A 24,896-nucleotide genomic window follows, 5' to 3' on the forward strand; every position below is an offset into this window, starting at 1 on the left:
GCCTACGGGGTACGCGGCGCGCGTGGCAGGGTGGTTCACATTCGGTTCAGAAGGGGTCCGCGGAGTCGGTGTGCCCGAAGAGCCCGGCCGCCGCACGGCGCAGCCTGAGTCTCAGCAGCACCTTGACCGCGACGTTGCGGCACCACCAGGGCAGGGGCGTGAGGAGGGCCAGCCGGTCACGCAGCGACACCGGGCCCGCCTCGAAGTCGGCCAGGGACCCGGTGCGCCCGCGGTAGCGCAGGGAGGCTCCTCGCCCCCACCCGTGTCGCAGCACGCCGAGGGTGACGCCGATCGAGGAGAACGAGTCGTGGACCAGCAGGTGCCCGCCGGCCGGCAGGTGGCGCGACCAGCCCAGGTCGTGCAGGACGGACCAGTAGTCGTGCTTGCCGTCCACGTACACCAGCGCCAGCGGCTCGTGCCAGGAGTCGAGCACCTGCGCCGAGGTGGCGACTTGGACCTCGACGTCTCCCGTGACACCCGCACGCTCGAGGTTGTTGCGGAACTGCTGCTCGGTGTCGGACTGCCCGTACTTCCAGCCGGCCCCGAACGGATCGACGGCCACGAGGCGCGAACCCTCGGGCAGCGCCGCGGCCAGGACGACCGCCGACCGGCCCTGGTGGCTGCCGATCTCCAGCACCACCGAGCCCGGCGGCAGGCACGCGGCTCTGTCCCACAGGGCCTGGGCCTGGGCGCGGGTGAGCCACCCGGGGATGCCGTCGGCGATCTCCCACACCTCCGCGAAGGTGTACGTCGGTCGGTGCATGGGGCTCCTCGGGTGCGGCGGCGGGAGTCACCCTAGGCTGGGCCGGTGCTGCGGCGCAGGGGAGGAGGCCAGCAGATGAGAAGACCGTCCGCGCGCGCTGTCGTGCTCGACGCCTGGCCCCTCCTTCTCAGTGTCGTGCTGTCCTGGCCCCTGTTGTCGGGACGCGGGTTGCCGCTGGCGCGAGACCTCGTCTTCGTGCCGCGCCAGCCGTTCACCGACGCCTCGATCGGTCTGGGCGACGCGGCCCCTCGCGCCGTGCCCCTGGATGCGGTCGTCTCGGTGCTGAGCCAGGCGGTCGGCGGCGAGGTGCTCGCCCGGGTCCTGGTGCCGGGGCTGCTCGCGCTCGCGGGCTGGGGCGCGCACCGGTTGCTTGCCCAGCACGGGATGGCGGCTCGCCTGGCTGCCGGGGGCTTCGCGGTGTGGAACCCGTGGACGGTGGAGCGGCTGTCGTTGGGGCAGTGGGCCTTGATCGGTGGCTACGCCGCCCTTCCGTTCGTGCTGGCCGCCACCGTGCGGCTTCGCCGGGAGTGGGGCCTCGCCAGCTTCTCCCGCCTGGTGCTGGTGGCCGCCCTCGGATCGCTCACGCCGACCGGCGGCCTCCTGGCAGTCCTGGTGGTGGCCGCGACGACCCTCGGGCGGAGTGCGCGAGGATGGCTGGCGACCGGCGTCGTGCTGGTGCTCCAGCTCCCCTGGGTGGTGGCGGGCGCGGTCGGCGCCGCAGGGCTGACCTCTGACCCCGATGGGGTGACCGCGTTCGCCGCGCGTGGCGACGGGGTCGGCCACGGCGTCGGGGCGCTCCTGGGCCTGGGCGGCATCTGGGACGGGCGAAGCGTGCCCGCCTCCCGGGAGGCGGCCTGGTCGTGGGTCGCGCTCGCGGTCACCGTCCTAGCGTGCACCTTCGGCTGGGCGGCCCTGCGCCGGCTCTGCCCGGCCCGGACGCTGACGGGCGCGGCGGTCGCGGCGGGGGTGGGGCTCGCACTGGCGAGCCTGTCCGCGCTCCCGGGCGGGGCGGCACTGGTCCAGCTGCTGGTGGAGTCGGTGCCGGGTGCTGGACTGCTCAGGGACTCCCAGAAGTTCCTGGCTCCCTTCGTGCTCTTCGTCGTGGTCTCCGGCGGAGCCGCGCTGGGCCGTCTCTCGGCCGCGGCCGCGGTCTCGGACCGCGACGGCTTGGCGGGCACGGTGCTGGTGGGGGCCCTGTTCCTGCCGGTGGTGCTCCTGCCGGACGCGACCACTGTGACCTGGCCGACGGTGACGCCGGTGGCCTTCCCGCCGGGGTTCGCGCGGGCGGCGGACATCGTGGCGGCCGAGGACCGGGCACCGGACTGCCGGATGGTGAGCCTCCCGTGGCGGTCCTACCGCCTCTATCCCTGGGGCTCGGGAGACACCTCCTCGGACCTCGCGGTGCGGATGTTCGACTGCTCTGTCATCGCCGACGACTCCCTGCAGGTCGGGGACACCGTCGTCTCCGGTGAGAACGTGGCGGCTGCGGAGACGGAACGAGCGCTGGCCGAGGGCCGGCCCGCCGACGTCCTCGCCGCGCGTGGGGTCGGCTGGGTGCTGGTCCAGCAGGACGATCCGGAGGCAGCTGGACTAGACCTATCGGGGCTCCAGGAGGAGTATCAGGACGAGTCCGTCGCGCTCTACCGGGTGCCAGGAGCCACGACACGTCCACCATCCGTACCAGTAAGTAGGCAAGAACTGGTGTGGTTCGCTACGCTCATCACGTTCTTGACGGCGCTACTGGCATCAGTTGGTCTCGTCTTCACGACATTCCGGACGCGGAACAGGTAAGACTGATACGGTCCGGATACCTAGGGAGGGAAATCAACGTGACGTTCTTCAGCTGGCTGGGCCCTGTGATCGCAGGCGCGCTGCTCGGTATCTTGTCCATCATCGGCCTGGTGTGGTCTCAGACCCAGCCCCCGGCTGAGAACCCGGCCCAGGACCCGGTTCTCAACTACGGCGACCGCCGCTGATCATGATCTTCTCCACCTGATCGGCGGTTGCGCCCCAGGTGAAGCGACGCGCCCGCTCGGCAGCTTGTCTGCCGAGCCGGGCGCGTTCTGCATGTCCCACCAGGAGACGGCGGGAAGCCGTGATCATGCCGTCCAGGTCGGCCACGAGCAGGCCGGTTGACCCGTCCTGCACTGACTCGTTGACGCCGCCGGCGCTCAGGTAGGCGATCGTCGGCGTCTGCTGGGCTGCCGCCTCCATGATGGAGAGCCCCCACCCCTCCTTGACGGACGGCAGCAGGTGCACCCAGGCCTCGGCCAGGAGTCGATCCCTCTCGGACTCGCTGACGTGCCCGTGGAAGGTGACCCGGTCGCGTACGCCGAGCCGCTCGGCGTCGGCCTCGAGACGATCGCGCCACCAGCCGTCCCCGACGACGTCGAGGCGAAGGTCGGGCAGCTCGTGCGACAAAGTGGCGAGCGCGACGAAGGCGTGCTCGATCTGCTTGTGCGGCACCAGTCGCGAGCACACGGCGAGCGTGGGCGTGGGCGCTTCCTGAGCCTTGCTCCTGGTGACGTCCAGCCCGTTGCGAGCCACCGTCACGGACTGCTCGGGCAGGCCGAGGGCGATGAGGTCGTGCCGGCTCGCCTCTGACACGGTGACGAAGGGCAGCCGTCGGTACAGGCGAGGGACGATGCGGCTCTCCACGAACCAGCCCAGGCTTCCGGGCCAGCCGGGGTAGATGATCTGCCACTGCTCGCGGTGCAGGTGGTGCACCAGAGCGGTGACCCCGCGACGTCGTACCAGCGGCGATGCGAACGGCAGACCGTTGATGACGTCCACGACCCCGTCGTACCTCCGGCCCGGGCCGAGCAGCCAGAGCAGGGCACGGGGATAGACCCCCAGGCGCCCACCGGCACGACGGATCAGCACGCCCCCCAGCCACTCCCGGGTCGGTGCTGCGCCGTGCCGGGCGCAGCGGATCGTCACCTGGTGCCCCCGGGCGGCCAGCTCCTGCGCGACCCGCTCCACGAACACCTCCGACCCTCCGCCGTCGGGGTGGGTGGAGTCGCGCCAGGAGAGGAAGACGAAGCGCATCAGTCGTCGATGTCGATGCCGGCGGTCTCGGCCAGCTTCGAGCAGAGCGTGAGAGGGAGACCCGGCTCGATAGCGAAGGTCACCCCGGCGGTACGGGCCTCCCAGGTGTTCTGCGCCTGGGTCACGATGTCGACCGCGTGGGTGATCGCCTCCCGGTCCCACTGCGCGGCCCTGATGTACCCCACCCAGCCGCCGGGGGTCGAGGTCACCTCGGCATACTCCCACTCCGGGATGTCCCGGATGCCGATGCGGACCTTGTACGGCGGCAGCACGTCGAACCACTGGCCGGCGTACTCACCGGTCTCGTTCTCGATGATCACGCGGGCGCGGCCCTTGGTGTCGGTGATGAGCCAGACCCGGTGCGGCGGGGTGATGAGGGTCTCGTAGAGCAGCAGACGGCCACGGCGGGCACGCTCGATGGGCTTGATCGTGGCCACCACGGTGTCGTTGCGACGCTCCACCAGGGTCCAGGGGACGTACCGGTCGCCGGTGTTGAAGTAGACCGCCTCGCAGTCACCGACGATCGCGATGTCGTCGGTCTTGCCCGAGCCGAACGCCGGGCGGGCGGGGTACTGGTGGATCAGCTTGCTCTGGGCCGACGGGGTCAGCGTGTTCTGGCGACCGAGGTACTGCGCGAGGGTCTCGCCGCCCGCAGTGTTGGCCGCCGCGGTGTGCCCGATGAGCATGTTGGCGACGATGGAGAAGGTCGTGGCGATGGCGGCCAGCCCGATGAAGGGGATCATCAGCAGCGAGCGGTGCTTGATCAGCCACGCGTTGATCAAGCAGGTGGCGATGATCCCGCCCATCATCACGCCGGGGATGAAGTCACAGGTGTACCTGGTCGCGATGTACCCGTAGGCCATCACGCCCCCCGAGACCATCACCCCGGCGACCAGCGGGATCCGCAGCATCTTGTGATCGCGCGGCATCCGGCGACGGAAGAGCATCAGGCTGGACGCGACGGTGAGCAGGAGCAGCCACGGCATGAAGCCGCTGACGCTGCCCGTGCGGTAGCTCTGGTCGAGGAAGGCTCCGTCGATGCCCTCCGCGGGCGTGGCCGGCACCGTGATGAAGGGGAAGTAGTCGACGAATCGGACACCGTCGAGACGGAAGTAGGCCACGAAGGAGGTCCAGAAGAACTGCAGTCCGGTGATGGTCCCGCCGTTCACCTCCAGGGCCCGGCGCCGGTGCTCGTTCAGCTGGGACCACACCTGGTCCTCGAGCGGGAACATGTAGGGGTGCCGGAACTTGGCATAGTTGATGACGGCGCCCACCAGCACGGGGCCGGCACCCGCCGCCATCGCGGCCCAGGCGAACCGGCGGCGCTCGGGGTGCTCGCGGTCGAGGACCAGCCAGGCGCCGACCGCCATCGCGCCCAGGCACATCGCCCAGCCGCCGGTGGTCCGGGTGCACACGGCGCCCAGGCAGAAGGCACCCATCCAGGCGATGCTGGAGAACTGCGGGTCCCGAACCGAGCGCAGCATCCAGTACATGGCGCCCACGCTCATCGGGATCGCCCAGGCGTAGACCTCGTGGTAGACCCACGGCAACGACGCGTTGTAGGTCAGCGTGGTGCCGGCGAGCAGGCACGCCAGGAGGATGGTCAGGGAGAAGGCCTCGAACCGGCCCACGGGCAGGTCGGGCTCCATCACCATGTCGCGGACCAGCCACACCAGCTTGGTGAGCATCACCGCGAGCAGGATGTAGGCCAGGCCCATGAAGAGGAGGGTCAGCTCTCCGTCGAACTCGTTGGTGGTCAGCATCACCGGCACCCGGATCAGGGCGGGCCACGGCTGGAAGTACATGAACTCCTGGCCCCGCTGCCTGAACCCCTCGATCCCCAGGCTGTCCATCGGGACGTTGAGGTCCCCGTCGATGAAGGCACGAGCCTGGAGATCGAAGAAGTTCGAGGCATACCCCAGCGCGTTAGCGGTCCGGGTGGGGTCAAGACTGAAGTTGAGCAGGGTCAGCAGATACGCGACGCTTCCGGTCGCGATTCCGATTGCGGACGCGAGGGAACGCCTGCGATCGCGGCGGAGCAGACTCAAGCGCGCTCCAGGCGATAGAGGAACTGGTACCCGAAGAGCGTGGGCCAAGCCTTCGTGGCCGCTCGATCGACCACGGCGGCACGTTCGGCGACCTGGATCAGCTTGGTGTTGTCCGAGCCTCGACCCAGCACGTCGATCGGCGATCCGACCGCCCGCATCTCGTTGACCTTCATGTCGCACGCCTCGATCAGGCGGCCGAAGCTGCGGCGGGTGAAGAAGCGGACGTGGCCCTGGTCCAGGGGACCGCGCTGGTCGTAGTCGAAGCGGCCCACCGCGGTGCGACCACGGGGGTACCAGTGACCGAAGTTGGGGATGGAGATCAGGACCTCGCCACCTTCGGAAAGACGGTCCCGCAGGTCGGAGAGCAGCGACTCGGGGTCGATCACGTGCTCGAGCACGTCGCCGGCGACGATCAGGTCGTAGCCGCCGCCCGTCTCCGACGGCAGGCCGGCGTTGAGGTCGGCCTGGATGAAGGCGTCGACGCGCTCGGAGACCCCTTCGTGCTCAACGAGGTCCACGCCGGTGACGTGATGCCCGTGGGCGCGCACCAGAGCGGCGAACTTGCCATCGGAGCAGCCCACGTCCAGCACGCGACCCGGCTTGGCGCGCCCCAGCCAGTCCAGCAGCACCCCGTGCGAGGAGTGCGGGGACGGCTTGAGGTCGTAGGCGTCGGTGTCCAGGCCGTGCGAACCGTCGCCGAGGCCCATCTTGTTCAGCCGGAAGGAGATCACGTCGCGGGTGACGTCCTTGGCGTACTTCATGCCGTTGACGTAGCAGATCTCGTCGCCGTAGTACGTGGGGATCGGGACCTCGCTGATGCGCATCCCCTTGTCGTGCAGCCCGAGGATGATCTCGGTGTCGAAGTCGAAGTCGTCGGAGTACGAGGACAGGTCCAGCTCGGCCAGGGCGCCGACGCGGTAGGCGCGGTAGCCGCTGTGCCACTCGCTGAGATCGAGGCCGGCAAGCTTGTTCTCGAACTTCGTCAGCACCTTGTTGCCCAGGTACTTGTAGAGGGGCATCCCACCCGACAGCGCGGACCCGCGCTCCAGCATCCGGGAGCCGAAGACCGCGTCGGCCTCGCCGTCGAGCAGCGGCTGCACCAGGTCCTCGATGTGCTCGGGGGCGTACTGGCCGTCCCCGTGCAGCAGCACCACGATGTCGAGCCCGTGCTCGATGGCCCACTGGTAGCCGGCCTTCTGGTTGCCGCCGTACCCGAGGTTCTTCTCGTGGCGCACCACGGTGAGCGGCAGGTGCGAGCCGTTCTTGAACCGCAGCCCGATCTCGTAGGTGTTGTCCGAGCTGGCATCGTCGCAGACCATGATGTGGTCGACGGTGCGCGCAAAGGTCTGGGGAAGTCGGGACAGAGTCTGGACGAGCGTGCCGGCGGCGTTGTAGGCGACCACCAGGACCCCCACCCGCGGCTCGGTGCGTGCCTCGGTGGAGCCGTCTGTGGGCTGTGGTGCAAGAACTGAGTTGTGCATCGTTTTCTCCCTTGGGTCCTGCGCCGGCCCAGCCCCGAAGAGGCTGCCTCCTAGCACGACGAGTAAACAGAGGTTACTAGGTAGTTACCTTCGGCGGCAGGGCGTGGCATCATCTTTCCGCATGGGAGACAACGAGCTGATCGACTTTAACCGGCTGACCGAGAATCTCGCAGAGAAATCGGTGGCCTACCGCGCGGCGGAGCCCTTCCCACACATCGTCCTGGACGACGTGCTGCGGCCTGAGGCCTTCGCGAAGGCGGCAGGGGAGTTCCCCGGAATTCACGACGAGTTCTGGAAGGGCTACCTGCACGTCAACGAGACCAAGTACTCCAACACCGAGCCTGACACCTGGGGGTCCACCCTGCGAGAGGTGGCCGAGCAGTTCTGCTCTGACGAGTTCGTCGCCTACCTCACCGAGCTGACCGGCATCGAGGGGCTCATCCCCGACTGGTCGATGGACGGCGGAGGGCTCCACCAGACGCTGCGTGGGGGACACCTCAACCTGCACGCCGACTTCACCACCCACCACGTCCACGAGAACTGGGCGCGGCGGGTGAACATCCTGCTCTACCTCAACGAGGAGTGGGAGGACGAGTGGGGCGGCAAGCTGGAGCTGTGGGACAAGAACATGACCGCATGCCAGGGCAGGGTCACCCCTGCCGGCAACCGGATGCTCGTCTTCACCACGTCCTTCGACAGCTTCCACGGTCACCCGGACGGGCTCACCTGCCCCGAGGACGTGGCACGCCGGTCCATGGCCCTCTACTACTTCACCGTGGAGGACGCCCCCGAGCGGCGCTCGACCAACTATCAGGCACGCCCTGAGGAGAGCGCGGTCAAGAAGGCTGCCATCTGGGCAGACCGCAACGCCCTGGACGCGTACGACCGCCTGAAGCGTCGCCTGAACATCTCCGACGAGAAGGTGAACACGGTGCTCACCAAGCTCCACAGGGTGCGCCGCAAGAAGTAGTCACCGCCACAGCCGCACAGGCGCGTCCCGGGGAGGGGGCGCGCCTGTGCTGCATTTGCCCGGACTCAGGCGCGGTGCGAGGCCCGACGGTGCCCCTGTGCCGGTGCATCCTCAGCATGGTCGTCCTTCGCGTCCGCGCGGGCGTCGCCGCCGGTGTCCTGGCCGGGGCTGGTGCTCTCGCCCTCCTTGCTCAGGTTGACGCCCGCGTCGCTGCCGACCTGGTCGCCGGTGGTGCTGGTCCCATCTTGGCGGCCGTCGTTGCGCAGCCGGGAGACCAGCCACGGGACCAGGCCGAGGCGCTCCATGTCCCGCCACGAGTCCGCAGCCAGGAACTTCTGCACCCGGCGCTCGACCAGCAGGTCACTGATCCAGGCGAGGCCGAGCGCGATGGTGAGTCCAGTGACCGTGCGCTCGAAGGTGGTCCAGTCCTGGCTGTGCCGCGAGACCAACCAGAAGATCGGGTAGTGCCAGATGAAGATGGTCAGCGAGTGCTCACCCAGGTAGGCGAGCGGGCGGAAGGACAAGAACGTCGTCATCCAGGCGGGGGGCTCGGCCAGCGAGGTGGCCACCATGAAGAGGGCGAGCGCGATGCTCACCCCGACGCCGGGAGCCAGGAAGAAGTCCTCGTCCTCCACCGCGAGGTGGGACAGAGGCACCAGCGCGACCAGGGCCGCGGCGCCCATCCAGCTGCTCCAGCGCACACGGGCCAGGTAGGGCATCGCGGCGGCCGCGAAGGCGCCCATCAAGGGTGCGTCCATGCGCACCGTGGTGCGGAGCAGCGCCTGGTAGATGCCCTCGGTCTGGTACACGTGGTAGCGCCAGGCGAAGCAGAACAGCAGCACGCCACCGAGCGCCACCACCAGCCAGGCCCGGTGACGCTGCAGCAGCCAGACCAGGAGCACCACGAACACGAAGACCTGGAAGTCGACCGACAGGTACCACAGGTGCCCCAGGTCCGAGCGTGCGTCCAAGGCGTGCTGCTGGAGGAACTGGTTCCAGGTGAAGGTCATGATGCGGAACAACGACTGACGCGTCTGGCTGTCGGTGAACTCATCGACGTCGTCCGAGGCGGTGATCACCGTCAAGGCAGCCAGGGCGAACACCAGGGAGCCGGCGAACCGGACGTAGCGGCGGATGATCAGTACCGCCGGACGGACGCCGGCCTCTGTCCCGGCGCGGTTCAGCATGCTGCGCGTGGCGAGGAAGAAGCCCACCACGAAGAAGATCGACACGGCCGAGTTGCCCGCCCGGAACAGCGTGTTCGTCACTGGGTTGGCGTGCAGGTCCTCGGTCGGCCAGAGCATCCAGCCGTGGTGCAGGATGATCACGATGATGGCGATTCCGCGCAGTCCGTCATAGATCGCGGTACGGCGGCGGACCGTGCTCAGGGCTTCCGACATGCCGGGAACGATAGCGCCCGGACGCGCCCCTGACACCCCTGGAAAAGGTTCTTGTCCAATGGCAGCTACTTGGTAGTAGGTGCTGCTAGTGTTCCGCAGATCACACGATTGATGGAGGGTGCGAAATGCGCAAGGGCGCAGCTATTGTCTTGTCGGTACTCGGTGCGTTCTTGGTCCTCGTCGCCATCATGGCGCAGTTCTACGCTCCGGACAGGCTGATGAAGACGCCGCTTGACGTGAAGACGGTCACGCGGCTCGACGGAACGGCCGAGCTGGCGGACGGTGAGGGCGGCACCAACTCCTTCCCGGTCCGAGCCACCAGCATCACCTACGCCGACAGTGATCTGTCGGACGACAAGGTCGTCTCCTTCGCGAGCTCACAGTGTCTGTTCAAGGACGAGGGCGAGGTCGACCAGTGCGTGTCGGCCCAGGACTCCGAGGACCGGTTGATCAGCGCAGAGACCGACAACTTCGCCACCGACCGCAAGACGGGGGAGTCGGTCAACGACCCCAAGTACGTCCCGCCGGGCAGCGTTGCCCACTCCGGTGTCGTGAACAAGTGGCCCTTCGAGGCCGAGCAGATCGACTACCCCTACTGGGACGGGATGGTCGGTGACGCGGTCACCGCGGCCTTCGACCGCACCGAGATGGTGGAGGACATGGAGGTCAACGTCTACAAGATCGAGGTGAGCGACGTGCCGGCCGAGGTCACCACCGACACCCCGGGCACGTACAGCTCCTCCAAGGAGGTCTGGATCGAGCCCCTGACCGGCCAGATCGTGAATCAGGTCGATCACCAGGAGCGCTACACCGCCGACGGCGACCCGTTCCTCATCCTGGACCTCGGGTTCACCGACGAGCAGGTGCAGGCGAACTACGAGGAGATCAGCGACACCGTCGCGTCCCTGACGCTCATCAAGGACACCGTCCCCCTGGTCGGGCTCGTGGTGGGCCTGCCGCTGCTGCTGCTCGGTCTCTTCCTCGGCTACCGCAACAGCCGCGCCAAGGAAAATGCCTGAGAGCACGACGATCGATCGCGCCCCCGCTCCGCGGGAGGCGCGACTGAGCCCTCGACACCTCCCCGCCCGAGCGATCGGGTGGGTGAGGCGTCGGGGGCTTCGTCGTGACGCAGTGCCTCCCACGCTGGTGGTGCTGGTCGCCCTAGCCCAGGCCGGCTACCTGGCGTTCCTCAACTCCGACATCTACTTCGTGTGGGGGGACGACTACGACTTCCTGCTGCTGCGCGGGACGATCAACGACGAGAACGTCGGGCTCCTGGCGCCGCACGACGACCACTGGTCCACCGTGGTGGTGCTGATCTACAAGGTCCTCTTCCACTTCTTCGGCATGCGCGAGTACTACCCCTACGGTCTGGTCACCATCGGGTTCCACGTGCTCCTCGGGCTCCTGGTCTACCCCCTGATGCGTCGGCTGGGAGTGGGGCAGTGGACCTGCGCCGCCGCGGCCGTGATCGTGCTCTTCCTGGGCGCCGGCGCCGGCGCCGTGCTCTGGTCCACCACGATGGGCACCGTCGGAGCGCTGCTGCTGGGCTATCTCGCGATCTACGTCGGCACCCGGTTCGGCTTCAGCGGCAACGGGCTGCGGGCTGTGTGGGTCATCTTGGTGCTTGCCCTGATGATGTCGGGAGTGGGCATCACCGCCGTCGCGTTCGTGACGCTGTTCGTGCTCTCGGCGTACGGGCGTCGGGCCGCGGCGCTGGTGTTCTCGGTGCCGACGGCGGTGTTCGTGCTCTGGTACCTCTCCTACGGCCGTGACGGCGCCAAGGACCCGCTGGACAGTGCCTGGGACTACCTGCAGATGCCGACGTACATCTGGACCGCACTCACCCACGGGCTCGAGCGCGCCACCGCGATCCCCGGCAGCGGGGCGGTCGTCGCGCTCGTGCTGGTGGTCGGGGTGCTCACCGTGCGCGCCACCACGGCACCGCTGCTCAAGCACCTGGCGGCCGCGGGGCTGCTCGCCACGCTCTTCCAGCTGACCCTCGCTGCCTCCACCCGCCTCGAGTTCGGGGTGGAGAGCTTCAAGGAGTCGCGCTACGCCTACACCGTCGTGGTCCTGCTGCTGCCCAGCGTGGTCCTGGTCATCGATCGCGTGCTCGCCATGGTGCCCAGACCCGCGCCCCTGGCCGCGCTCCTGGCGGCCTGGCTCCTGGTGGCCTACGTGGTCCACGGGGAGCACCTGTTCCACCAGGACCAGAAGGACCGCACATTCGTCACCGACCCGTGGCCCGGCATCATGCGTGGAATGCGGGCCGCGGCGCAGGCCGACGAGCGGGTGCTCACCCAGGACGCCATCGAGTGGCCGAACGCCCGGTTCCGACCTGACCTGGTCGTGCTCCCCGAGATGTGGGACGAGCTGCCCGCGGGAGAGGCCACGGCGGCCGAGCGCCTGAACGCCGAGCGCATCTTCTTCGTCGGTGTCTACCGCGAGACGCTGGGCCTGCCGTCGCCGGACGCCTGGGAGGTGAAGCTGCGCAGCGGCTTCGCCCTAGCCCGCTACCAGGACGGCTGCGCCAACTACGCCGCCTCCACCGATGGTGCGGAGCTGAGCGTCGAGGCCGACGAGGGCGGCGTGGAGATCGCGATCTGGGGTCCGTCCTCCTCCCTCACCACCCATCTGGAGCGGCGCGGCGAGGTGAGCTCTCCGCGCAGCTGGCAGGTGCCGGTGGGGGAGACCTCCTTCATCGGGACCTCGGCGGAGTTCGCCGACCTCGTGATCACCTTCGACAAGGCCGGTCAGTACCTCATCTGCAGCTGAGGCCGGGCTGCAGGTCGCAGACGAAGAGCGCCGTGCCCGGGGTGAGCAGGCCGCGCACCCGGGACCAGCCTCCCCACACCCGGTCGTGGTCAGCGGGCCACTCGGGTTCCAGCAGTCGGCGCATCACGAAGCCGCGCGCCGCCAGCAGCTCCACCCAGTCGCCCAGCGTGCGATGGTGCTCGACGTAGGCCACCTGTCCCGAGGCGTCGTCGATCTCCACGTACGGCGTCCGGTCCCAGTAGGACTGCGACGCCGTGAGCCCACCCTCGCCCGGGTCGTCGGGGAAGGACCAGCGGGTGGGGTGGGTGATGGAGAACGCGAACCGGCCGCCGGGGCGCAGCACCCGAGCCGTCTCGTCCAGGGCCCGGTCGATCTCGCTGACGAACTGGAGCGCCCCGAAGGAGGAGAAGACCACGTCGAAGGCATCGTCGACGAAGGGGAGGTCGGTCGCGGTCCCGAGCACCGACGGCACCGGCAACCCGGTCTCCTGGTCCAGGCGCAGCGAGTGCTGCAGCTGACGGAAGGAGAGGTCGAGCCCGACGGCCTGGGCGCCCTGGCCGCGCGCCCAGCGCGAGCACTGGCCGGCGCCGCTTCCGACCTCGAGCACGCGGCGACCCTCCAAGGGCCCGAGCGCACCGGCCTCGGCCTCGGTCAGCCCCTCCGGGCCCCAGACGAACCCGACATCCCCGAGGAAGGCGCCGTGGGTCGCCTGATACTCATCGGCGTACCGGTCCCAGTCCGGACCGTTGGCCCGTCGGGACTCCGCCTCGCTGACCCCTCGCCTCTCCACCCGGACGGACTGTGGCTGGTGGTCGGGTACGGCGTTGGACGGCGTCTCTGGCACGGCAGCAGACTAGCGCCGACCCACCGGACACCCCGTGGGCGTGGGGCACCGAGGTGCAGCGGGCGTCACGGTTGGACGCTGGGCGTCGTACCCGCGTAGACTCGCACGTCGCCAGAGGTCTGCCCGGGTTCCACATGAGCGGACTCTCGCTCACCACCTCAACTCCGTGGTGAAAACGGACTTCAGGCGTGCCCACGACTTCTATCCACCCAAGGAACTCTTTCCCTTATGACGAGCACCATCTCAACTCTTCCGGACTACGACGCCCCCCAGGTGGCGATCAACGACATCGGGTCCGAAGAAGACTTCCTCGCCGCGATCGATGCGACCATCAAGTACTTCAACGACGGCGACATCGTCGAGGGCACCATCGTCAAGGTCGACCGTGACGAGGTCCTCCTCGACATCGGCTACAAGACCGAAGGTGTCATCCCCTCTCGCGAGCTCTCGATCAAGCACGACGTCGACCCCTCCGAGGTCGTCGCCGTCGGCGACAAGGTCGAGGCCCTGGTCCTCCAGAAGGAGGACAAGGAAGGCCGCCTGATCCTGTCCAAGAAGCGCGCCCAGTACGAGCGCGCCTGGGGCACCATCGAGCAGGTCAAGGAAGAGGACGGCGTCGTCGAGGGAACCGTCATCGAGGTCGTCAAGGGTGGGCTCATCCTGGACATCGGCCTGCGCGGGTTCCTGCCCGCCTCGCTGGTGGAGATGCGTCGTGTCCGCGACCTGCAGCCCTACGTGGGCCAGGTCCTCGAGGCCAAGATCATCGAGCTGGACAAGAACCGCAACAACGTCGTCCTCTCGCGCCGCGCCTGGCTCGAGCAGACCCAGTCCGAGGTTCGCCACGGCTTCCTGACCCAGCTCCAGAAGGGCCAGATCCGCAAGGGTGTCGTGTCCTCCATCGTCAACTTCGGTGCCTTCGTGGACCTCGGTGGCGTCGACGGCCTGGTGCACGTCTCCGAGCTGTCCTGGAAGCACATCGACCACCCGTCCGAGGTCGTCACCGTCGGTGACGAGGTCACCGTCGAGGTCCTCGACGTCGACATGGACCGGGAGCGCGTCTCGCTCTCGCTCAAGGCGACGCAGGAAGACCCGTGGCAGCACTTTGCCCGGACCCACCAGATCGGTCAGATCGTGCCCGGCAAGGTCACCAAGCTGGTGCCCTTCGGCTCGTTCGTCCGCGTCGAGGAGGGCATCGAGGGCCTGGTGCACATCTCCGAGCTCGCCGAGCGTCACGTCGAGATCCCGGAGCAGGTCGTCCAGGTCAACGACGACGTCATGGTCAAGATCATCGACATCGACCTCGAGCGTCGCCGGATCTCGCTGTCGCTGAAGCAGGCCAACGAGACGGCCACCGCCTCTGACGTCGAGGAGTTCGACCCCACGCTCTACGGCATGGCGGCGACCTACGACGAGCAGGGCAACTACATCTACCCCGAGGGCTTCGACCCGGAGACCGGCGAGTGGCTCGAGGGTTACGACGAGCAGCGCGCCACCTGGGAGGAGCAGTACGCCAAGGCGCACGCTCGCTGGGAGGCGCACGTCAAGCAGCAGGCCGAGGCGAAGGTTGCCGAGGTCGAGGCGAGCGAGGCCACCACGTACAGCTCCGGTGGCGAGACCGCAGTGCAGGAGGAGAGCGGCGGCGGTTCGCTGGCCTCCGACGAGGCCCTGCAGGCCCTTCGCGAGAAGCTCACCGGCGGCAGCAACTGACGTCGAGCACCGTGTGATGCGTGGCCCGTCCGGCTCTGCCGGGCGGGCCACCGTCATTTCCCGGGGCGGCTGATACGCTCGGCGGGCCATGCCTGCGCAGACCCCGTCCCCGCCGCTCGGCTGGCAGGCCTACACGTTCTGCATCGCAGGTGTGCAGAAGTCCGGGACCTCGACGTTGTCCGCGCTGCTGGACGCCCACGTCAACATCGCGAAGGCTCCCCGCAAGGAGATCCACTACTTCGACGACGACGCCAGGGACTGGTCGAACCCCGACCACAGCGACTACCGGGTGCCGCGCCGCCGTCGGGTGCACACTCACCTGGGTGACGCCACTCCGCGCTACCTGGCCTGGCCGGGAGCGCTGGAGCGGATCCGCGCGGTCAATCCGGCCATGCTGATGATCGCCATCTTCCGGGACCCCCTGGACCGGCTGTTCTCGCATTGGATGATGCTGCGCGACCGCCATGGCGCCGGTGCTCCCGACTGGACCGAGTTCACCGCATGGCGCCCCGCGGGGATGCCCGACTCGATCCCCGCGGACCTTCGGGGACGGGCTGACCGCAAGCGGTTCCAGCTGGCCTCGGGAGTGATCCGGGGCTACTACGGCAGCCAGGTGCGCGCCGGGCTGTCCTTGTTCCCGCGCGACCAGTGGCTCTTCCACGACTTCGCGTCCCTCCTGGCCGACCACCGCGGGCATCTCGACCTCACCACCGACTTCCTGGGCCTCTCTCGCTACCAGGAGTACCCCCCGCTGCGCCGCCTGATGGCAGCACCGGACGGAGTCACCGGCACCACCCCGACCGGAGACCAGCTGCACGAGCTGGCCCGGCTCTACCAGCCCGAGGTGGAGGAGCTCGCCAAGCTCACCGGTCTGCCGGTCCAGGGCTGGAACACCACTCGGTTGCTGTCCGGCGAGCTTGATCCCGAACACCTGGCCGAGACCTACGCGACGAAGGCGGGACGTGACCGATGACGCTCAGAGTGGGCCTGACCGGCGGTGTGGCATCAGGCAAGAGCACCGTGGCCGCGATGCTGGCCGAGCTGGGCGCCGTCGTCGTTGACGCCGACCTGCTCGCGCGAGAGGCCGTGGCGGCCGGCACCGAGGGGCTGGCCGAGGTGGTGGCCCAGTTCGGCCCCGAGGTGCTGCTGCCCAGCGGCGAGCTCGACCGCCCGGCGCTGGCCTCGGTGGTCTTCGCGTCCGAGCCCCGACGCCGGGCGCTGGAGGCGATCATCCATCCCCGCGTGCGGGACCTGGCCGCCGAGGTCGAGGCTGGCGCCCCGCCGGACGCCGTCGTGGTCCACGACATCCCACTGCTCGTGGAGACCGGACAGGCTCAGGGGTTCGACGCGGTCGTCGTGGTCGACGTACCCGTCGAGACCCAGCTTCGGCGCATGGTGGAGCTGCGCGGGATGGCGGCCGAGGAGGCTCAGGCCCGGATCGCCGCCCAGGCGACGCGCGAGCAACGTCGCGCCGCGGCGACGTACCTGATCGAGAACACCGGCGACCTGGAACACCTGCGTGCCAGGGTGCTGGACGTGTTCACGTCGCTGCAGCAGGGGCGGGCGAGGTGAGGACTCCTCGGTGGAGACGCGCCACCCTCGTCGTGGCCTCCACGTTGCTCTGTGCCGGTTGTGGGCTGATGGACGCGGGCTCCTCGCCGAGCTCCCCGGACGGTGCGGACCGTCGCGGGACGGAGTCGGCCGTTCCCGACTCCTCGGCCGAGACAGCGCCCCTGACCTGGGGTCCCACGCCCCAAGAGGTGGAGCAGGCATCGCGGATCATCGCGGACTGGACTCCGGAGCAGCTCGCGGGGCAGGTCATCGTGGGCCGCTACCACTCCACCGACCCGGAGGTGCCGGCCCAGATGGTGCGCGAGCTGCACCTGGCGGGCGTCTCGGTGACCAACGGCAACGTGCTGGACGCTGAGCAGGTCCGGGCCACGACGAGTGCCGTGTCGGCCGCCGTGGCCGAGGACGGTCGCGACTTCCCAGCCGTGATCGGGGTCGACGAGGAGGGCGGCTCGGTGGCCCACCTACGGGGGATCGCCAGCACCTTTCCGGCCTTCCGCAGTGCTGGGGACGCCGTCGACCGGGACCGGGCCGAGGGCGGGCGCGAGGGTCGGCGCGTCGTGCGCGAGGCCGCGCGGGCGTCGGGACTGGAGCTGCGCAGTCTCGGGTTCACCTGGGTGTTCGCTCCCGTGGGTGACGTGACCATCGGCTCCGCCGACCCCACGATCGGCAGCCGGTCCCCGTCCTCGGACCCGCGCACGGCCGCCACCGCGACCGCGGCCGCGGTCCGCGGCTACGTCGCCGCCGGCATCGTCTCCACGCCCAAGCACTTCCCGGGGCACGGGGGAGCGACCGCCGACTCGCACGAGGTGCTGCCCACCCTGAGCACCGGTCTCGAGGAGCTGCGACAGCGCGACCTGCTCCCCTTCAAGACCTCCATCCGCGCCGGCGCCCCGGCGATCATGATGAGTCATCTCGACGTGCAGGCCCTGGAGCCGGGGCTACCGGCGACGCTGGCTCCCCGGGTGTACGACTTCCTGCGCCAGGAGATGGGGTTCGAGGGCGTGGCCATCACCGACTCCCTGGGCATGGGGGCGGTGGCCGACCTCCCGCTGCCGGCGGTGCGCGCGGTTCAGGCGGGTGCGGACCTGTTGTTGATGCCGGCCGACACCGTGAACACGCACCGGACGGTGACTGCGGCGATCCGCTCCGGCGAGATCACGCCCGAGCGGATCCAGGAGGCGGCGGGTCGGGTGGTGGCGCTGCAGCTGTGGCAGCAGCGCATGTCACAGGAGCTGTCGGTGCCCGAGGACGCAGCCGAACGCGCAGAGGCGGCGGCCTCCGAGCTGGAGGCCGCCGCCTGGTAGCAGCGGGGAACCGGTTGCGGTCTGGAGCCGTGGGTCAGGCTGCGAGGTCGGGGTCGCCGAGGCGGCGCAGCTTCTGGAGCGCCTCGCGCTCGAGCTGACGCACCCGCTCGGCTGAGATCCCGTGCCGGGCACCGATGTCGGCCAGCTTGTGCTGGCGTCCGTCCACCAGGCCGTAGCGGGCCCGGACGATGTCCGCGGAGCGGTCGTCGAGCTGGGAGACCAAGCGGCCGAGCCGCTCGCGGGACTCCACGTCCAGGACGCTGAGGTCCGGGCTGGGAGACGTCTCCTGGGCCATCAGGTCGCCGAGGGAGGTGTCGCCGTCCTCGTCGATCGGCGTGTCCAGAGAGACGTGGTCACGGCCCCAGGCCATCAGGTCGAGCACGCGCTCCACGTCCAGTCCGAGCTCCTCGGCGATCTCGCTCGGGTCGGGGTCCCGGCCGAGCTGGCGCTCCAGCGTGCGGCGAGCGCTGCCGACCTGGTTGAGCTCCTCGACGACGTGCACCGGGAGCCGCACCACGCGCGCCTGCTGGGCGATGCCTCGGGTGATCGCCTGACGCACCCACCACGTGGCGTAGGTCGAGAACTTGTAGCCCTTGGTGTAGTCGAACTTCTCCACGGCGCGGATCAGGCCGGTGTTGCCCTCCTGGATCAGGTCGAGCATCGGCATCTGCGCCCGCCCGTACTTGCGGGCGATGGAGACCACCAGACGCAGGTTGGCGGTCACGAAGGTGTCGACCGCCTCGCGGCCCTGCTCGGCCAGCCACTCGAGCTCTTCCTGCGTCGCACGCATGGGGGCCCCACCCTTGCGGCGGCCCACCCGACCCTCGGCCAACAGGTGCTCGGCCATGAGACCGGCCTCGATGGTCTTGGAGAGCTCGACCTCGAGCGCGGCGTCCAGAAGGGGCGTGCGAGCGATCTCGTCGAGGTAGAGCCCGACGCTGTCGCGTCCCTCGATCTCACGGTTCACGCTGGTGCGGGTTGCGGTCCGGGTAGTCATCTCCACGCCCTCCTGCCTCGGTGACCTGGCCGGTCACATAAGCCTCAACGTCGTGCCGGGCGAGTAACATTCCCGGACGACGAGCGAGGCGCTTGTGTGTCTCTCTCACCTCCAATGACGCTCGGCAGGCTCCCAGAGTTGCCGGGACCGGCAACTCTCAGGGACTTCTCAGGGCCCTCTAGGCGTCGGTGAAGACACCCCGTTCATACCCGCAGACCGGCGCGACCATGCGCCTGGCCGGGGCTGCCCGATCAGCGGTCCGAACCGGTCTCCGCCAGCCCCATCCGGTCCAGGATCCAGGCCAGGGAGAACGCCCGGTCGTGCCAGGACTTGTAACGACCGGAGACGCCACCGTGGCCCGCCTCCATCTCGGTGCGGAGCAGGAAGTCGCGACGGCCCACCGCGGTGGTGCGGAGCCTGGCGATCCACTTGGCAGCCTCCACGTAGAGCACGCGGGTGTCGTTCAGGGACGTCTCGGCCAGGATCGGGGGATAGTCCTGCGCCGTGACGTTGTCGTAGGGGGAGTAGGAGGCGATCAGGTCGTAGGCCTGCGGGTCGTCCTCCGGGTTGCCCCACTCCTCGTACTCGGTCACCGTCAGCGGGAGGGTGGAGTCGAGCATGCTGGTCAGGGTGTCCACGAACGGGACGCTGGCCACCGCTCCGGCGAACAGCTCGGGGGCCTGGTTGAGCACCGCCCCGATCAGCAGGCCGCCGGCGCTCCCGCCCTCGGCCACCAGCGTCTCGGGGGTGGCGCGGCCCGTCTCCACCAGGTGCCGGGCACAGTCCACGAAGTCGTTGAAGGTGTTGGGCTTGTTGCCCAGCTTGCCCTCGTCGTACCAACGCCTGCCGACCTCGCCACCCCCGCGGACGTGGGCGATGGCGAACGCCGCCCCCCGGTCCAGCAGGGAGAGCCGGGCGATCGAGAAGTAGGGGTCGATCGAGGCCTCGTAGGCGCCGTACCCGTAGAGCAGCGTGGGAACCGGGCCGTCGTCCCACGCGCCCCGACGGGCCACCACCGAGATCGGCACCTGCTCGCCGTCCCGGGCGGTGGCCCAGATCCGGTGCTCCTCGTAGTCCTCGGGGTCGTACCCGCCCAGCACCGGGGCTCGGCGCAGCAGGGTGAGCTCGCGGGTGCGTACGTCGTAGTCGTAGACCGACGAGGGCACCGAGAGCGAGGTGTAGCCGAGCCGCACCAGGGGCTGGTCGAACGACGGGTTGGACCCTGCACCCACGGTGTAGACCTCGCGGTCGAACTCGACCAGGTAGTCCTCGCCGAGCCCGGCCTCGGTGAGCTCGATGATCCGCAGCTGGGTCAGCGCCTGGCTGCGCTGGTGGATCACCAGGTGGGTGGCGAAGGCGTCGACGTCCTCGAGGCGGACCGCGGGGTCGTGGCTGACGACGGGCTGCCAGTCGTCGGGGTCGGTCGGGACGACCGGGGCGAGCGCGAGCTCGAAGTCGGGCCCGGAGCCGTTGTGCAGCACCAGGAAGACGTCCCGGCCAGCCACCACGGCCGGCTCGAGGTTGTACTCCAGCCCCTCCCGGCGCGGGCAGAAGACCACGAACTCGCCGTCCGGCTGCGCGGTGTCCCGGAAGGACCACTCGGTGGTCGACTTGGAGCCGCTGACGATGAACAGGAAGCGGTCGTCGCGGCTGCGCCCCACGTTGACCCAGAATCGACCGTCCGGCTCGTGGTGCACGAGCTGGTCGGCCTCCTGGGCGGTGCCGAGCCGGTGACGCCACACCTTGTCGGGGCGCCAGGACTCGTCCACGGTGGTGTAGTAGAAGGAGCGTCCGTCGACGTCCCAGGTGACACCGCCGAGGACGCCGGTGACCACGTCGGGGAGCAGCTCGGTGGTGCCGAGGTCCTTGACGCGGACCGTGTACCTCTCGTCGCCGGCGGTGTCGGTGGCGTAGGCCAGCAGGGTGCCGTCCAGGGTGAGCGAGGAGCCCCCGAGGGAGAAGAACTCGTGACCCTCGGCGAGCTCGTTGAGGTCGAGGAGCACCTCCTCGCCCGGCAGTGCCGGCTGGTCGGGGGCAGCGTCGCCGTCCGGCCGGGGCGGGGTCCAGTCGGCCGCGTCAACCACCGGCACCCGGCAGCTCACGCCGTAGTCCTTGCCCTCGAAGGAGCGGGAGTAGAACCACCAGCCGCGGTTGCGGGTGGGCACGGAGAGGTCGGTCTCCTTGGTGCGTGCCTTGATCTCGGTGAAGATCTGCTCGCGCAGTCCCGCCAGGTGCGCCGTGCGCTCGGCCGTCCAGGCGTTCTCGGCCGCGAGGTGGTCCAGCACCTCGCGGGACTCCTTGTCCCGCAACCAGTCGTAGTCGTCGGTGCGGGTCCGACCATGGTGCTGCTGGGTGACGGGACGAGGTGCGGGGGACGGCGGCTGCATGCGCGAAGGGTACGTGGCCGGTGAGCGAGGCGGACTCCCGAGCGGGCGAGGCCCGGGCGACAATGGGCTCATGCACGTGGACCTGAACGCCGACCTCGGTGAGGAGGTCACCGACGACGTCGCGCTGCTCGGCCTGGTCACCAGCGCCAACGTCGCCTGCGGCTACCACGCCGGGAGTCCGGCCATCATGCGCGCAGTGTGCGCCGAGGCGGCACGCCGCGGCGTCTCGGTGGGCGCTCAGGTGTCCTACGCGGACCGGGAGAACTTCGGCCGGCTGCCCCGTGAGGTGGCCTTCGACCTGCTGGTCGAGCAGGTCGCCGACCAGGTGGGCCTGCTTGCCTCGATCGCGGAGTCCGCAGGGATCTTGGTGCGCTACGTGAAGCCGCACGGCGCCCTCTACCACCGGGTCTGCGAGGACGAGGAGCAGGCGGCGGCGGTGCTGGCGGGCTCCGGGGAGCTTCCGGTCCTGGGGTTTCCCGGCAGCGTGCTCCTCCGGGGCGCGGCGAGCGCCGGTCGTGGCACGCACCCCGAGGGGTTCCCGGACCGGGGCTACACCGACGCGGGTCGCCTGGTCCCCCGCGGGCAGCCCGGCGCGCACGTGGCCGGGGCGGAGCAGGTGTCGGCCAGGGCGGTCGCCCTGGCCCGGTCCGGCACGGTGAGCTCGTTGTGCCTGCACGGGGACAGCCCCGGCGCGGTGGCCCATGCCGCAGCGGTGCGCGCCGCCCTGGTCGGGGCCGGCTTCGAGCTGGTCCCGCTGTGACATCGGTCGGGGAGCACCCGGCCCCCGCCACCCGCCGTGTGGGCCCGCGGGCGCTGCTCGTGGAGGTGGCCGACCATCATGAGGCACGGGCGCTCGCGTCGTGGATCCGCACCCAGCTGGTCTCCCTCACCGACGTCGTACCCGCGGCCCGCACAGTGCTGCTGGACGGTCTGGACGATCCGGCGCGGGTCAGTCAGCTCGTCGGCGGGTGGCGGCCGGGGGCGGTGGAGCCTCCGCACGGACGATCGGTCCGGATCCCGGTCCGGTACGACGGCCCGGACCTGGCGGTCGTGGCGCGGAGCTGGGGCGTCACCGAGGACGAGGTGGTGCGTCGGCACACCGGCCTGGAGCTGGTCAGTGCCTTCGTCGGCTTCGCGCCCGGGTTCAGCTATCTCGGGGGGCTGCCGGAGGAGTGGTCTGTGCCGCGCCTGGAATCCCCGCGCTCCCGGGTCCCAGCAGGCGCCGTGGCGATCGCGGACCGCTGGTGCGCGGTCTACCCCGGCGAGTCACCAGGGGGCTGGCTCCTGCTCGGCCGCACCGACGTCACCGTGTGGGACCTGAGCCAGGCCGACGAGCCGTCACTGCTGCCTCCGGGCACCCGGGTCAGGTTCGTGGCGGCATGAGCCTGCTGGTCACCGATGCTGGACTCCTGACGACGGTGCAGGACCGGGGCCGGCCCGGCTGGGCCCATCTCGGGGTGCCTCGGGCCGGTGCGCTGGACGGCCCGGCCGCGGCGCTGGCCAACCGGCTGGTGGGCAACCCGGTGTCCGCGGCGCTGCTGGAGGCCACCCTGGGGGGCCTGAGGTTCCGGGCCGAGCGGGCCTGCCTCCTGGCGGTCACCGGTGCCGCGTGCCGCGTCGACGTGGGCGGCCGGCCGGCTCCCTGGGGGGCTGCGTTCTCGGTCCGGGCGGGCACGGAGGTCGCGCTCGGCCCCGCCTCAGACGGTGCGCGCTGCTACGTCGCGGTGCGGGGCGGGATCGCCGTGCCGCCGGTCCTGGGCTCCAGGTCCACCGACACGTTGTCGTGGGTGGGGCCACCCGTGGTCACCGAGGGCACCAGGCTGCCCCTGGGTGCCGCCTCGGGCGACGGACCGGCAGACGTGGTGATGACCGCGGCGCCGCACCGGCGCCGCGAGCTCCTGCTGCACCTGGGTCCCCGGGCCGACTGGGTCGCGGATCCCGGCAGCCTCGACGGTGCGACCTACCGGGTGGGCACGGACTCGGACCGGGTGGGGCTGAGGCTGGACGGACCCGTCGTACGCCGCGCCCGGTCCGGGGAGCTGATGAGTGAGGGGATCGTGCTGGGTGCGGTGCAGCTGCCTCCCTCGGGCCTGCCGCTCGTCTTCCTGCACGACCACCCCACGACTGGTGGATATCCGGTGATCGCGGTGGTGGACGAGGCCGACCTCCCCGTGTGCGCCCAGGCCAGGCCGGGGGAGGAGCTGGTGCTACGCCTGCGGTGAGGTCGGCACCCACGGGGAGAGCGCGGCGTCGTCGATCGCGAAGGACCGCACCGGGCCGGGCGCCGTCTCGGCGGTCTCGAACCGCACGGTCACCACGCCCCGACCCGAGCCCCAGACCCACCCGCGTCCGTGCACGGCGTGGACGACGTCCATCCCCGGGCTCCAGCTCCTGCTCACCGGCGCCGGGGCCTGGGCCGGGTCGGGGAGCGCCGGGACGTCCTCGAGCGCGGTCTCCCCGAACAGGTCGTCCTGGATCCAGTCCGCGAGGCCCGAGACCCCGACCCCGAGCAGCCGGACGCCGCCGGAGGTGTCGAGCTCGACGAGCAGGCCTCTTGCCACGCGGGCGATGACGGCCGCGGCGTCGGTGGGGGCGCTCAGCGTGCTGGAGCGGCTGAGCGTGGTGAAGTCGTGCAGCCGGACCTTGATCGTGACCGTGCGACCGGAGTGTCCCTGCTTGCGCAGCCTGTCCGCCACCGAGGTGGCGTGCCGGGTGAGCAGCGCCTCCATGAGCCTGCGGTCGGTGAGGTCCGTGTCGTAGGTGTCCTCGACGCTGACGGACTTGGCCTCACGCTCGGGCACCACCGCGCGGTCGTCCTGGGCCCGGGCCAGCTGGTACAGGCCGTGGCCCTGGGCCTTTCCGAGCAGGCGCACGGCCTCGTCCTCGGAGATCGACTCGAGGTCGGCGACCGTGGTGATGCCCGCACGACGCAGGCGCTCGGTGGTGGCCGGGCCGACCCCGGGGATCACCGAGACGTGCATGGGACGCAGCAGCTCGCGCTCGGTGCCCGGCGGCACCACCGTGAGTCCGTCGGGCTTCTCCAGCTCGCTGGCCACCTTGGCGATGAACTTCGAGGAGCCCACCCCCACCGAGGCGGTCAGTCCGCCGGTCCGGTCGTGGACCCCGGTGCGCAGGTGCTCGGCCACCGTCGCGACGGTGACCACGTCGAGCGAGGGCAGCCCGGCGGCGGCGAGGTCGACGAAGGCCTCGTCCAGGGAGAGTGGCTCGACCAGCGGAGAGACCTCCTGGAGGAGTCCCATGACGATCCGGCTGGCCTCGCGGTAGGCGTGGAAGCGCCCCGAGAGGAAGGCGGCGTGCGGACAGCGAGCCCTCGCCTCCCGGGTGGACATGGCTGATCGGACCCCGTACCGGCGAGCCTCGTACGACGCCGTGGCCACCACACCGCGGCCCCCGGTGCCCCCGACGATCACCGGCTTGCCGCGCAGCGACGGCTTGTCACGCTGCTCGACCGAGGCGAAGAAGGCGTCCAGGTCCAGGTGCAGGACCGAGGCGGTGGTGCGCATCAGGCGCACGTCGCACGTCGGCCGGTCATGGAGCCATTGTGGACGTCCCAGCGACGCTCAGCCGCACCGCCCG

21 protein-coding genes are annotated in these 24,896 nt (G+C 70.1%); 12 read left to right on the forward strand and 9 right to left on the reverse strand.

All coding sequences use genetic code 11. The annotated features are described in order from the left end of the window. Nucleotides 1-46: 46 nt before the first annotated feature. The gene (locus tag C0R66_RS07720; protein ID WP_199286854.1) at nt 47-763 is read right to left on the reverse strand and encodes a class I SAM-dependent methyltransferase; all 717 of its coding nucleotides are present in this window, start codon (nt 761-763) and stop codon (nt 47-49) included. 75 nt (nt 764-838) lie between these two features. On the opposite strand from C0R66_RS07720, the gene C0R66_RS18625 reads away from it, so the two are divergent. Both C0R66_RS18625 and C0R66_RS18630 read left to right on the forward strand, forming a co-directional pair. After that, on the forward strand, nt 839-2,554 hold the full coding sequence (locus tag C0R66_RS18625; RefSeq protein WP_158647946.1) for an MmpA family trehalose lipid delivery protein: 1,716 nt from the start codon (nt 839-841) through the stop codon (nt 2,552-2,554). Nucleotides 2,555-2,592: 38 nt separating this feature from the next. Next, nucleotides 2,593-2,739 (forward strand): hypothetical protein, encoded by a 147-nt coding sequence (locus tag C0R66_RS18630; RefSeq protein ID WP_158647947.1) that lies wholly within the window; start codon nt 2,593-2,595, stop codon nt 2,737-2,739. Here C0R66_RS18630 and C0R66_RS07730 read toward each other — a convergent pair. The 3 genes from C0R66_RS07730 to C0R66_RS07740 are packed head-to-tail and all read right to left on the reverse strand — an operon-like array spanning nt 2,717 to nt 7,340. Further along, a complete protein-coding gene (locus C0R66_RS07730) occupies nt 2,717-3,811 on the reverse strand; it encodes a glycosyltransferase family 4 protein (protein ID WP_101524207.1) in 1,095 nt (364 codons plus the stop codon). The genes C0R66_RS18630 and C0R66_RS07730 overlap by 23 nt on opposite strands. Further along, nucleotides 3,811-5,859, reverse strand: a complete 2,049-nt coding sequence (locus tag C0R66_RS07735) for a hypothetical protein (protein ID WP_101524208.1) — start codon at nt 5,857-5,859, stop codon at nt 3,811-3,813. Before C0R66_RS07735 ends, C0R66_RS07730 begins: the two co-directional genes overlap by 1 nt. Beyond that, a complete protein-coding gene (locus C0R66_RS07740; protein ID WP_199286855.1) occupies nt 5,856-7,340 on the reverse strand; it encodes a bifunctional glycosyltransferase/class I SAM-dependent methyltransferase in 1,485 nt (494 codons plus the stop codon). The genes C0R66_RS07735 and C0R66_RS07740 overlap by 4 nt, the downstream gene beginning before the upstream one ends. 121 nt (nt 7,341-7,461) lie before the next feature. Between C0R66_RS07740 and C0R66_RS07745 the strand changes: the two genes are divergently transcribed. Then, complete coding sequence (locus C0R66_RS07745; RefSeq protein ID WP_101524210.1) at nt 7,462-8,310, forward strand: 2OG-Fe(II) oxygenase; 849 nt, start codon at nt 7,462-7,464, stop codon at nt 8,308-8,310. Nucleotides 8,311-8,375: 65 nt separating this feature from the next. Here the strand turns inward: C0R66_RS07745 and C0R66_RS07750 are convergent, their stop codons facing one another. Next, nucleotides 8,376-9,710, reverse strand: coding sequence for an acyltransferase family protein (locus C0R66_RS07750; protein WP_101524211.1), 1,335 nt, complete (start codon nt 9,708-9,710; stop codon nt 8,376-8,378). A 125-nt stretch (nt 9,711-9,835) separates the two neighbouring features. On the opposite strand from C0R66_RS07750, the gene C0R66_RS07755 reads away from it, so the two are divergent. Further along, nucleotides 9,836-10,729, forward strand: coding sequence for a PorA family protein (locus tag C0R66_RS07755; protein WP_101524212.1), 894 nt, complete (start codon nt 9,836-9,838; stop codon nt 10,727-10,729). Between the two features lie 112 nt (nt 10,730-10,841). Next, on the forward strand, nt 10,842-12,488 hold the full coding sequence (locus C0R66_RS07760; RefSeq protein WP_101524213.1) for a hypothetical protein: 1,647 nt from the start codon (nt 10,842-10,844) through the stop codon (nt 12,486-12,488). On the opposite strand, the gene C0R66_RS07765 is transcribed toward C0R66_RS07760, so the two are convergent. Next, nucleotides 12,475-13,332: a class I SAM-dependent methyltransferase gene (locus C0R66_RS07765; protein ID WP_101524214.1), complete on the reverse strand. Its 858-nt coding sequence runs from the start codon at nt 13,330-13,332 to the stop codon at nt 12,475-12,477. The genes C0R66_RS07760 and C0R66_RS07765 overlap by 14 nt on opposite strands. Nucleotides 13,333-13,560: 228 nt before the next feature. Here C0R66_RS07765 and rpsA point away from each other — a divergent pair, with 228 nt between their 5' ends. The 4 genes from rpsA (at nt 13,561) to C0R66_RS07785 (ending at nt 17,915) form a co-directional block, all read left to right on the forward strand. Continuing rightward, complete coding sequence (gene rpsA / locus C0R66_RS07770) at nt 13,561-15,039, forward strand: 30S ribosomal protein S1 (protein WP_101524215.1); 1,479 nt, start codon at nt 13,561-13,563, stop codon at nt 15,037-15,039. A gap of 88 nt (nt 15,040-15,127) precedes the next feature. After that, on the forward strand, nt 15,128-16,012 hold the full coding sequence (locus tag C0R66_RS07775) for a sulfotransferase domain-containing protein (protein WP_101524216.1): 885 nt from the start codon (nt 15,128-15,130) through the stop codon (nt 16,010-16,012). Next, nucleotides 16,009-16,611, forward strand: coding sequence for a dephospho-CoA kinase (gene coaE, locus C0R66_RS07780; protein WP_101524217.1), 603 nt, complete (start codon nt 16,009-16,011; stop codon nt 16,609-16,611). Before C0R66_RS07775 ends, coaE begins: the two co-directional genes overlap by 4 nt. Continuing rightward, the gene (locus C0R66_RS07785; protein ID WP_158647949.1) at nt 16,608-17,915 is read left to right on the forward strand and encodes a glycoside hydrolase family 3 N-terminal domain-containing protein; all 1,308 of its coding nucleotides are present in this window, start codon (nt 16,608-16,610) and stop codon (nt 17,913-17,915) included. Before coaE ends, C0R66_RS07785 begins: the two co-directional genes overlap by 4 nt. A gap of 34 nt (nt 17,916-17,949) precedes the next feature. Here the strand turns inward: C0R66_RS07785 and C0R66_RS07790 are convergent, their stop codons facing one another. Together C0R66_RS07790 and C0R66_RS07795 are read right to left on the reverse strand one after the other, a co-directional pair. Beyond that, nucleotides 17,950-18,912, reverse strand: a complete 963-nt coding sequence (locus tag C0R66_RS07790; protein ID WP_101526115.1) for a sigma-70 family RNA polymerase sigma factor — start codon at nt 18,910-18,912, stop codon at nt 17,950-17,952. Nucleotides 18,913-19,163: 251 nt separating this feature from the next. Further along, a complete protein-coding gene (locus C0R66_RS07795; protein WP_101524219.1) occupies nt 19,164-21,299 on the reverse strand; it encodes a S9 family peptidase in 2,136 nt (711 codons plus the stop codon). Nucleotides 21,300-21,369: 70 nt separating this feature from the next. Between C0R66_RS07795 and C0R66_RS07800 the strand changes: the two genes are divergently transcribed. From C0R66_RS07800 to C0R66_RS07810, 3 genes are read left to right on the forward strand one after another with little or no spacing between them, the layout of a single operon-like run. After that, nucleotides 21,370-22,059: a 5-oxoprolinase subunit PxpA gene (locus C0R66_RS07800; RefSeq protein WP_101524220.1), complete on the forward strand. Its 690-nt coding sequence runs from the start codon at nt 21,370-21,372 to the stop codon at nt 22,057-22,059. After that, complete coding sequence (locus C0R66_RS07805) at nt 22,056-22,682, forward strand: 5-oxoprolinase subunit B family protein (RefSeq protein ID WP_101524221.1); 627 nt, start codon at nt 22,056-22,058, stop codon at nt 22,680-22,682. The genes C0R66_RS07800 and C0R66_RS07805 overlap by 4 nt, the downstream gene beginning before the upstream one ends. After that, on the forward strand, nt 22,679-23,521 hold the full coding sequence (locus C0R66_RS07810) for a 5-oxoprolinase subunit C family protein (protein ID WP_101524222.1): 843 nt from the start codon (nt 22,679-22,681) through the stop codon (nt 23,519-23,521). Before C0R66_RS07805 ends, C0R66_RS07810 begins: the two co-directional genes overlap by 4 nt. Here C0R66_RS07810 and C0R66_RS07815 read toward each other — a convergent pair. Continuing rightward, on the reverse strand, nt 23,507-24,823 hold the full coding sequence (locus C0R66_RS07815) for a DNA polymerase IV (protein WP_101526116.1): 1,317 nt from the start codon (nt 24,821-24,823) through the stop codon (nt 23,507-23,509). The two genes, C0R66_RS07810 and C0R66_RS07815, sit on opposite strands and share 15 nt — an antisense overlap. Between the last annotated feature and the right edge of the window lie 73 nt (nt 24,824-24,896).

The organism is Nocardioides houyundeii, from assembly GCF_002865585.1.
GTDB lineage: Bacteria > Actinomycetota > Actinomycetes > Propionibacteriales > Nocardioidaceae > Nocardioides > Nocardioides houyundeii.

Coding starts and splice junctions, on each gene's coding strand:
- C0R66_RS07720 (WP_199286854.1), bottom strand. CDS start 763: ATGCACCGACCGACGTACACCTTCGCGGAGGTGTGGGAGATCGCCGAC.
- C0R66_RS18625 (WP_158647946.1), top strand. CDS start 839: ATGAGAAGACCGTCCGCGCGCGCTGTCGTGCTCGACGCCTGGCCCCTC.
- C0R66_RS07730 (WP_101524207.1), bottom strand. CDS start 3,811: ATGCGCTTCGTCTTCCTCTCCTGGCGCGACTCCACCCACCCCGACGGC.
- C0R66_RS07740 (WP_199286855.1), bottom strand. CDS start 7,340: ATGCACAACTCAGTTCTTGCACCACAGCCCACAGACGGCTCCACCGAG.
- C0R66_RS07745 (WP_101524210.1), top strand. CDS start 7,462: ATGGGAGACAACGAGCTGATCGACTTTAACCGGCTGACCGAGAATCTC.
- C0R66_RS07750 (WP_101524211.1), bottom strand. CDS start 9,710: ATGTCGGAAGCCCTGAGCACGGTCCGCCGCCGTACCGCGATCTATGAC.
- C0R66_RS07755 (WP_101524212.1), top strand. CDS start 9,836: ATGCGCAAGGGCGCAGCTATTGTCTTGTCGGTACTCGGTGCGTTCTTG.
- rpsA (WP_101524215.1), top strand. CDS start 13,561: ATGACGAGCACCATCTCAACTCTTCCGGACTACGACGCCCCCCAGGTG.
- C0R66_RS07775 (WP_101524216.1), top strand. CDS start 15,128: ATGCCTGCGCAGACCCCGTCCCCGCCGCTCGGCTGGCAGGCCTACACG.
- coaE (WP_101524217.1), top strand. CDS start 16,009: ATGACGCTCAGAGTGGGCCTGACCGGCGGTGTGGCATCAGGCAAGAGC.
- C0R66_RS07790 (WP_101526115.1), bottom strand. CDS start 18,912: ATGACTACCCGGACCGCAACCCGCACCAGCGTGAACCGTGAGATCGAG.
- C0R66_RS07795 (WP_101524219.1), bottom strand. CDS start 21,299: ATGCAGCCGCCGTCCCCCGCACCTCGTCCCGTCACCCAGCAGCACCAT.
- C0R66_RS07800 (WP_101524220.1), top strand. CDS start 21,370: ATGCACGTGGACCTGAACGCCGACCTCGGTGAGGAGGTCACCGACGAC.
- C0R66_RS07810 (WP_101524222.1), top strand. CDS start 22,679: ATGAGCCTGCTGGTCACCGATGCTGGACTCCTGACGACGGTGCAGGAC.
- C0R66_RS07815 (WP_101526116.1), bottom strand. CDS start 24,823: ATGCGCACCACCGCCTCGGTCCTGCACCTGGACCTGGACGCCTTCTTC.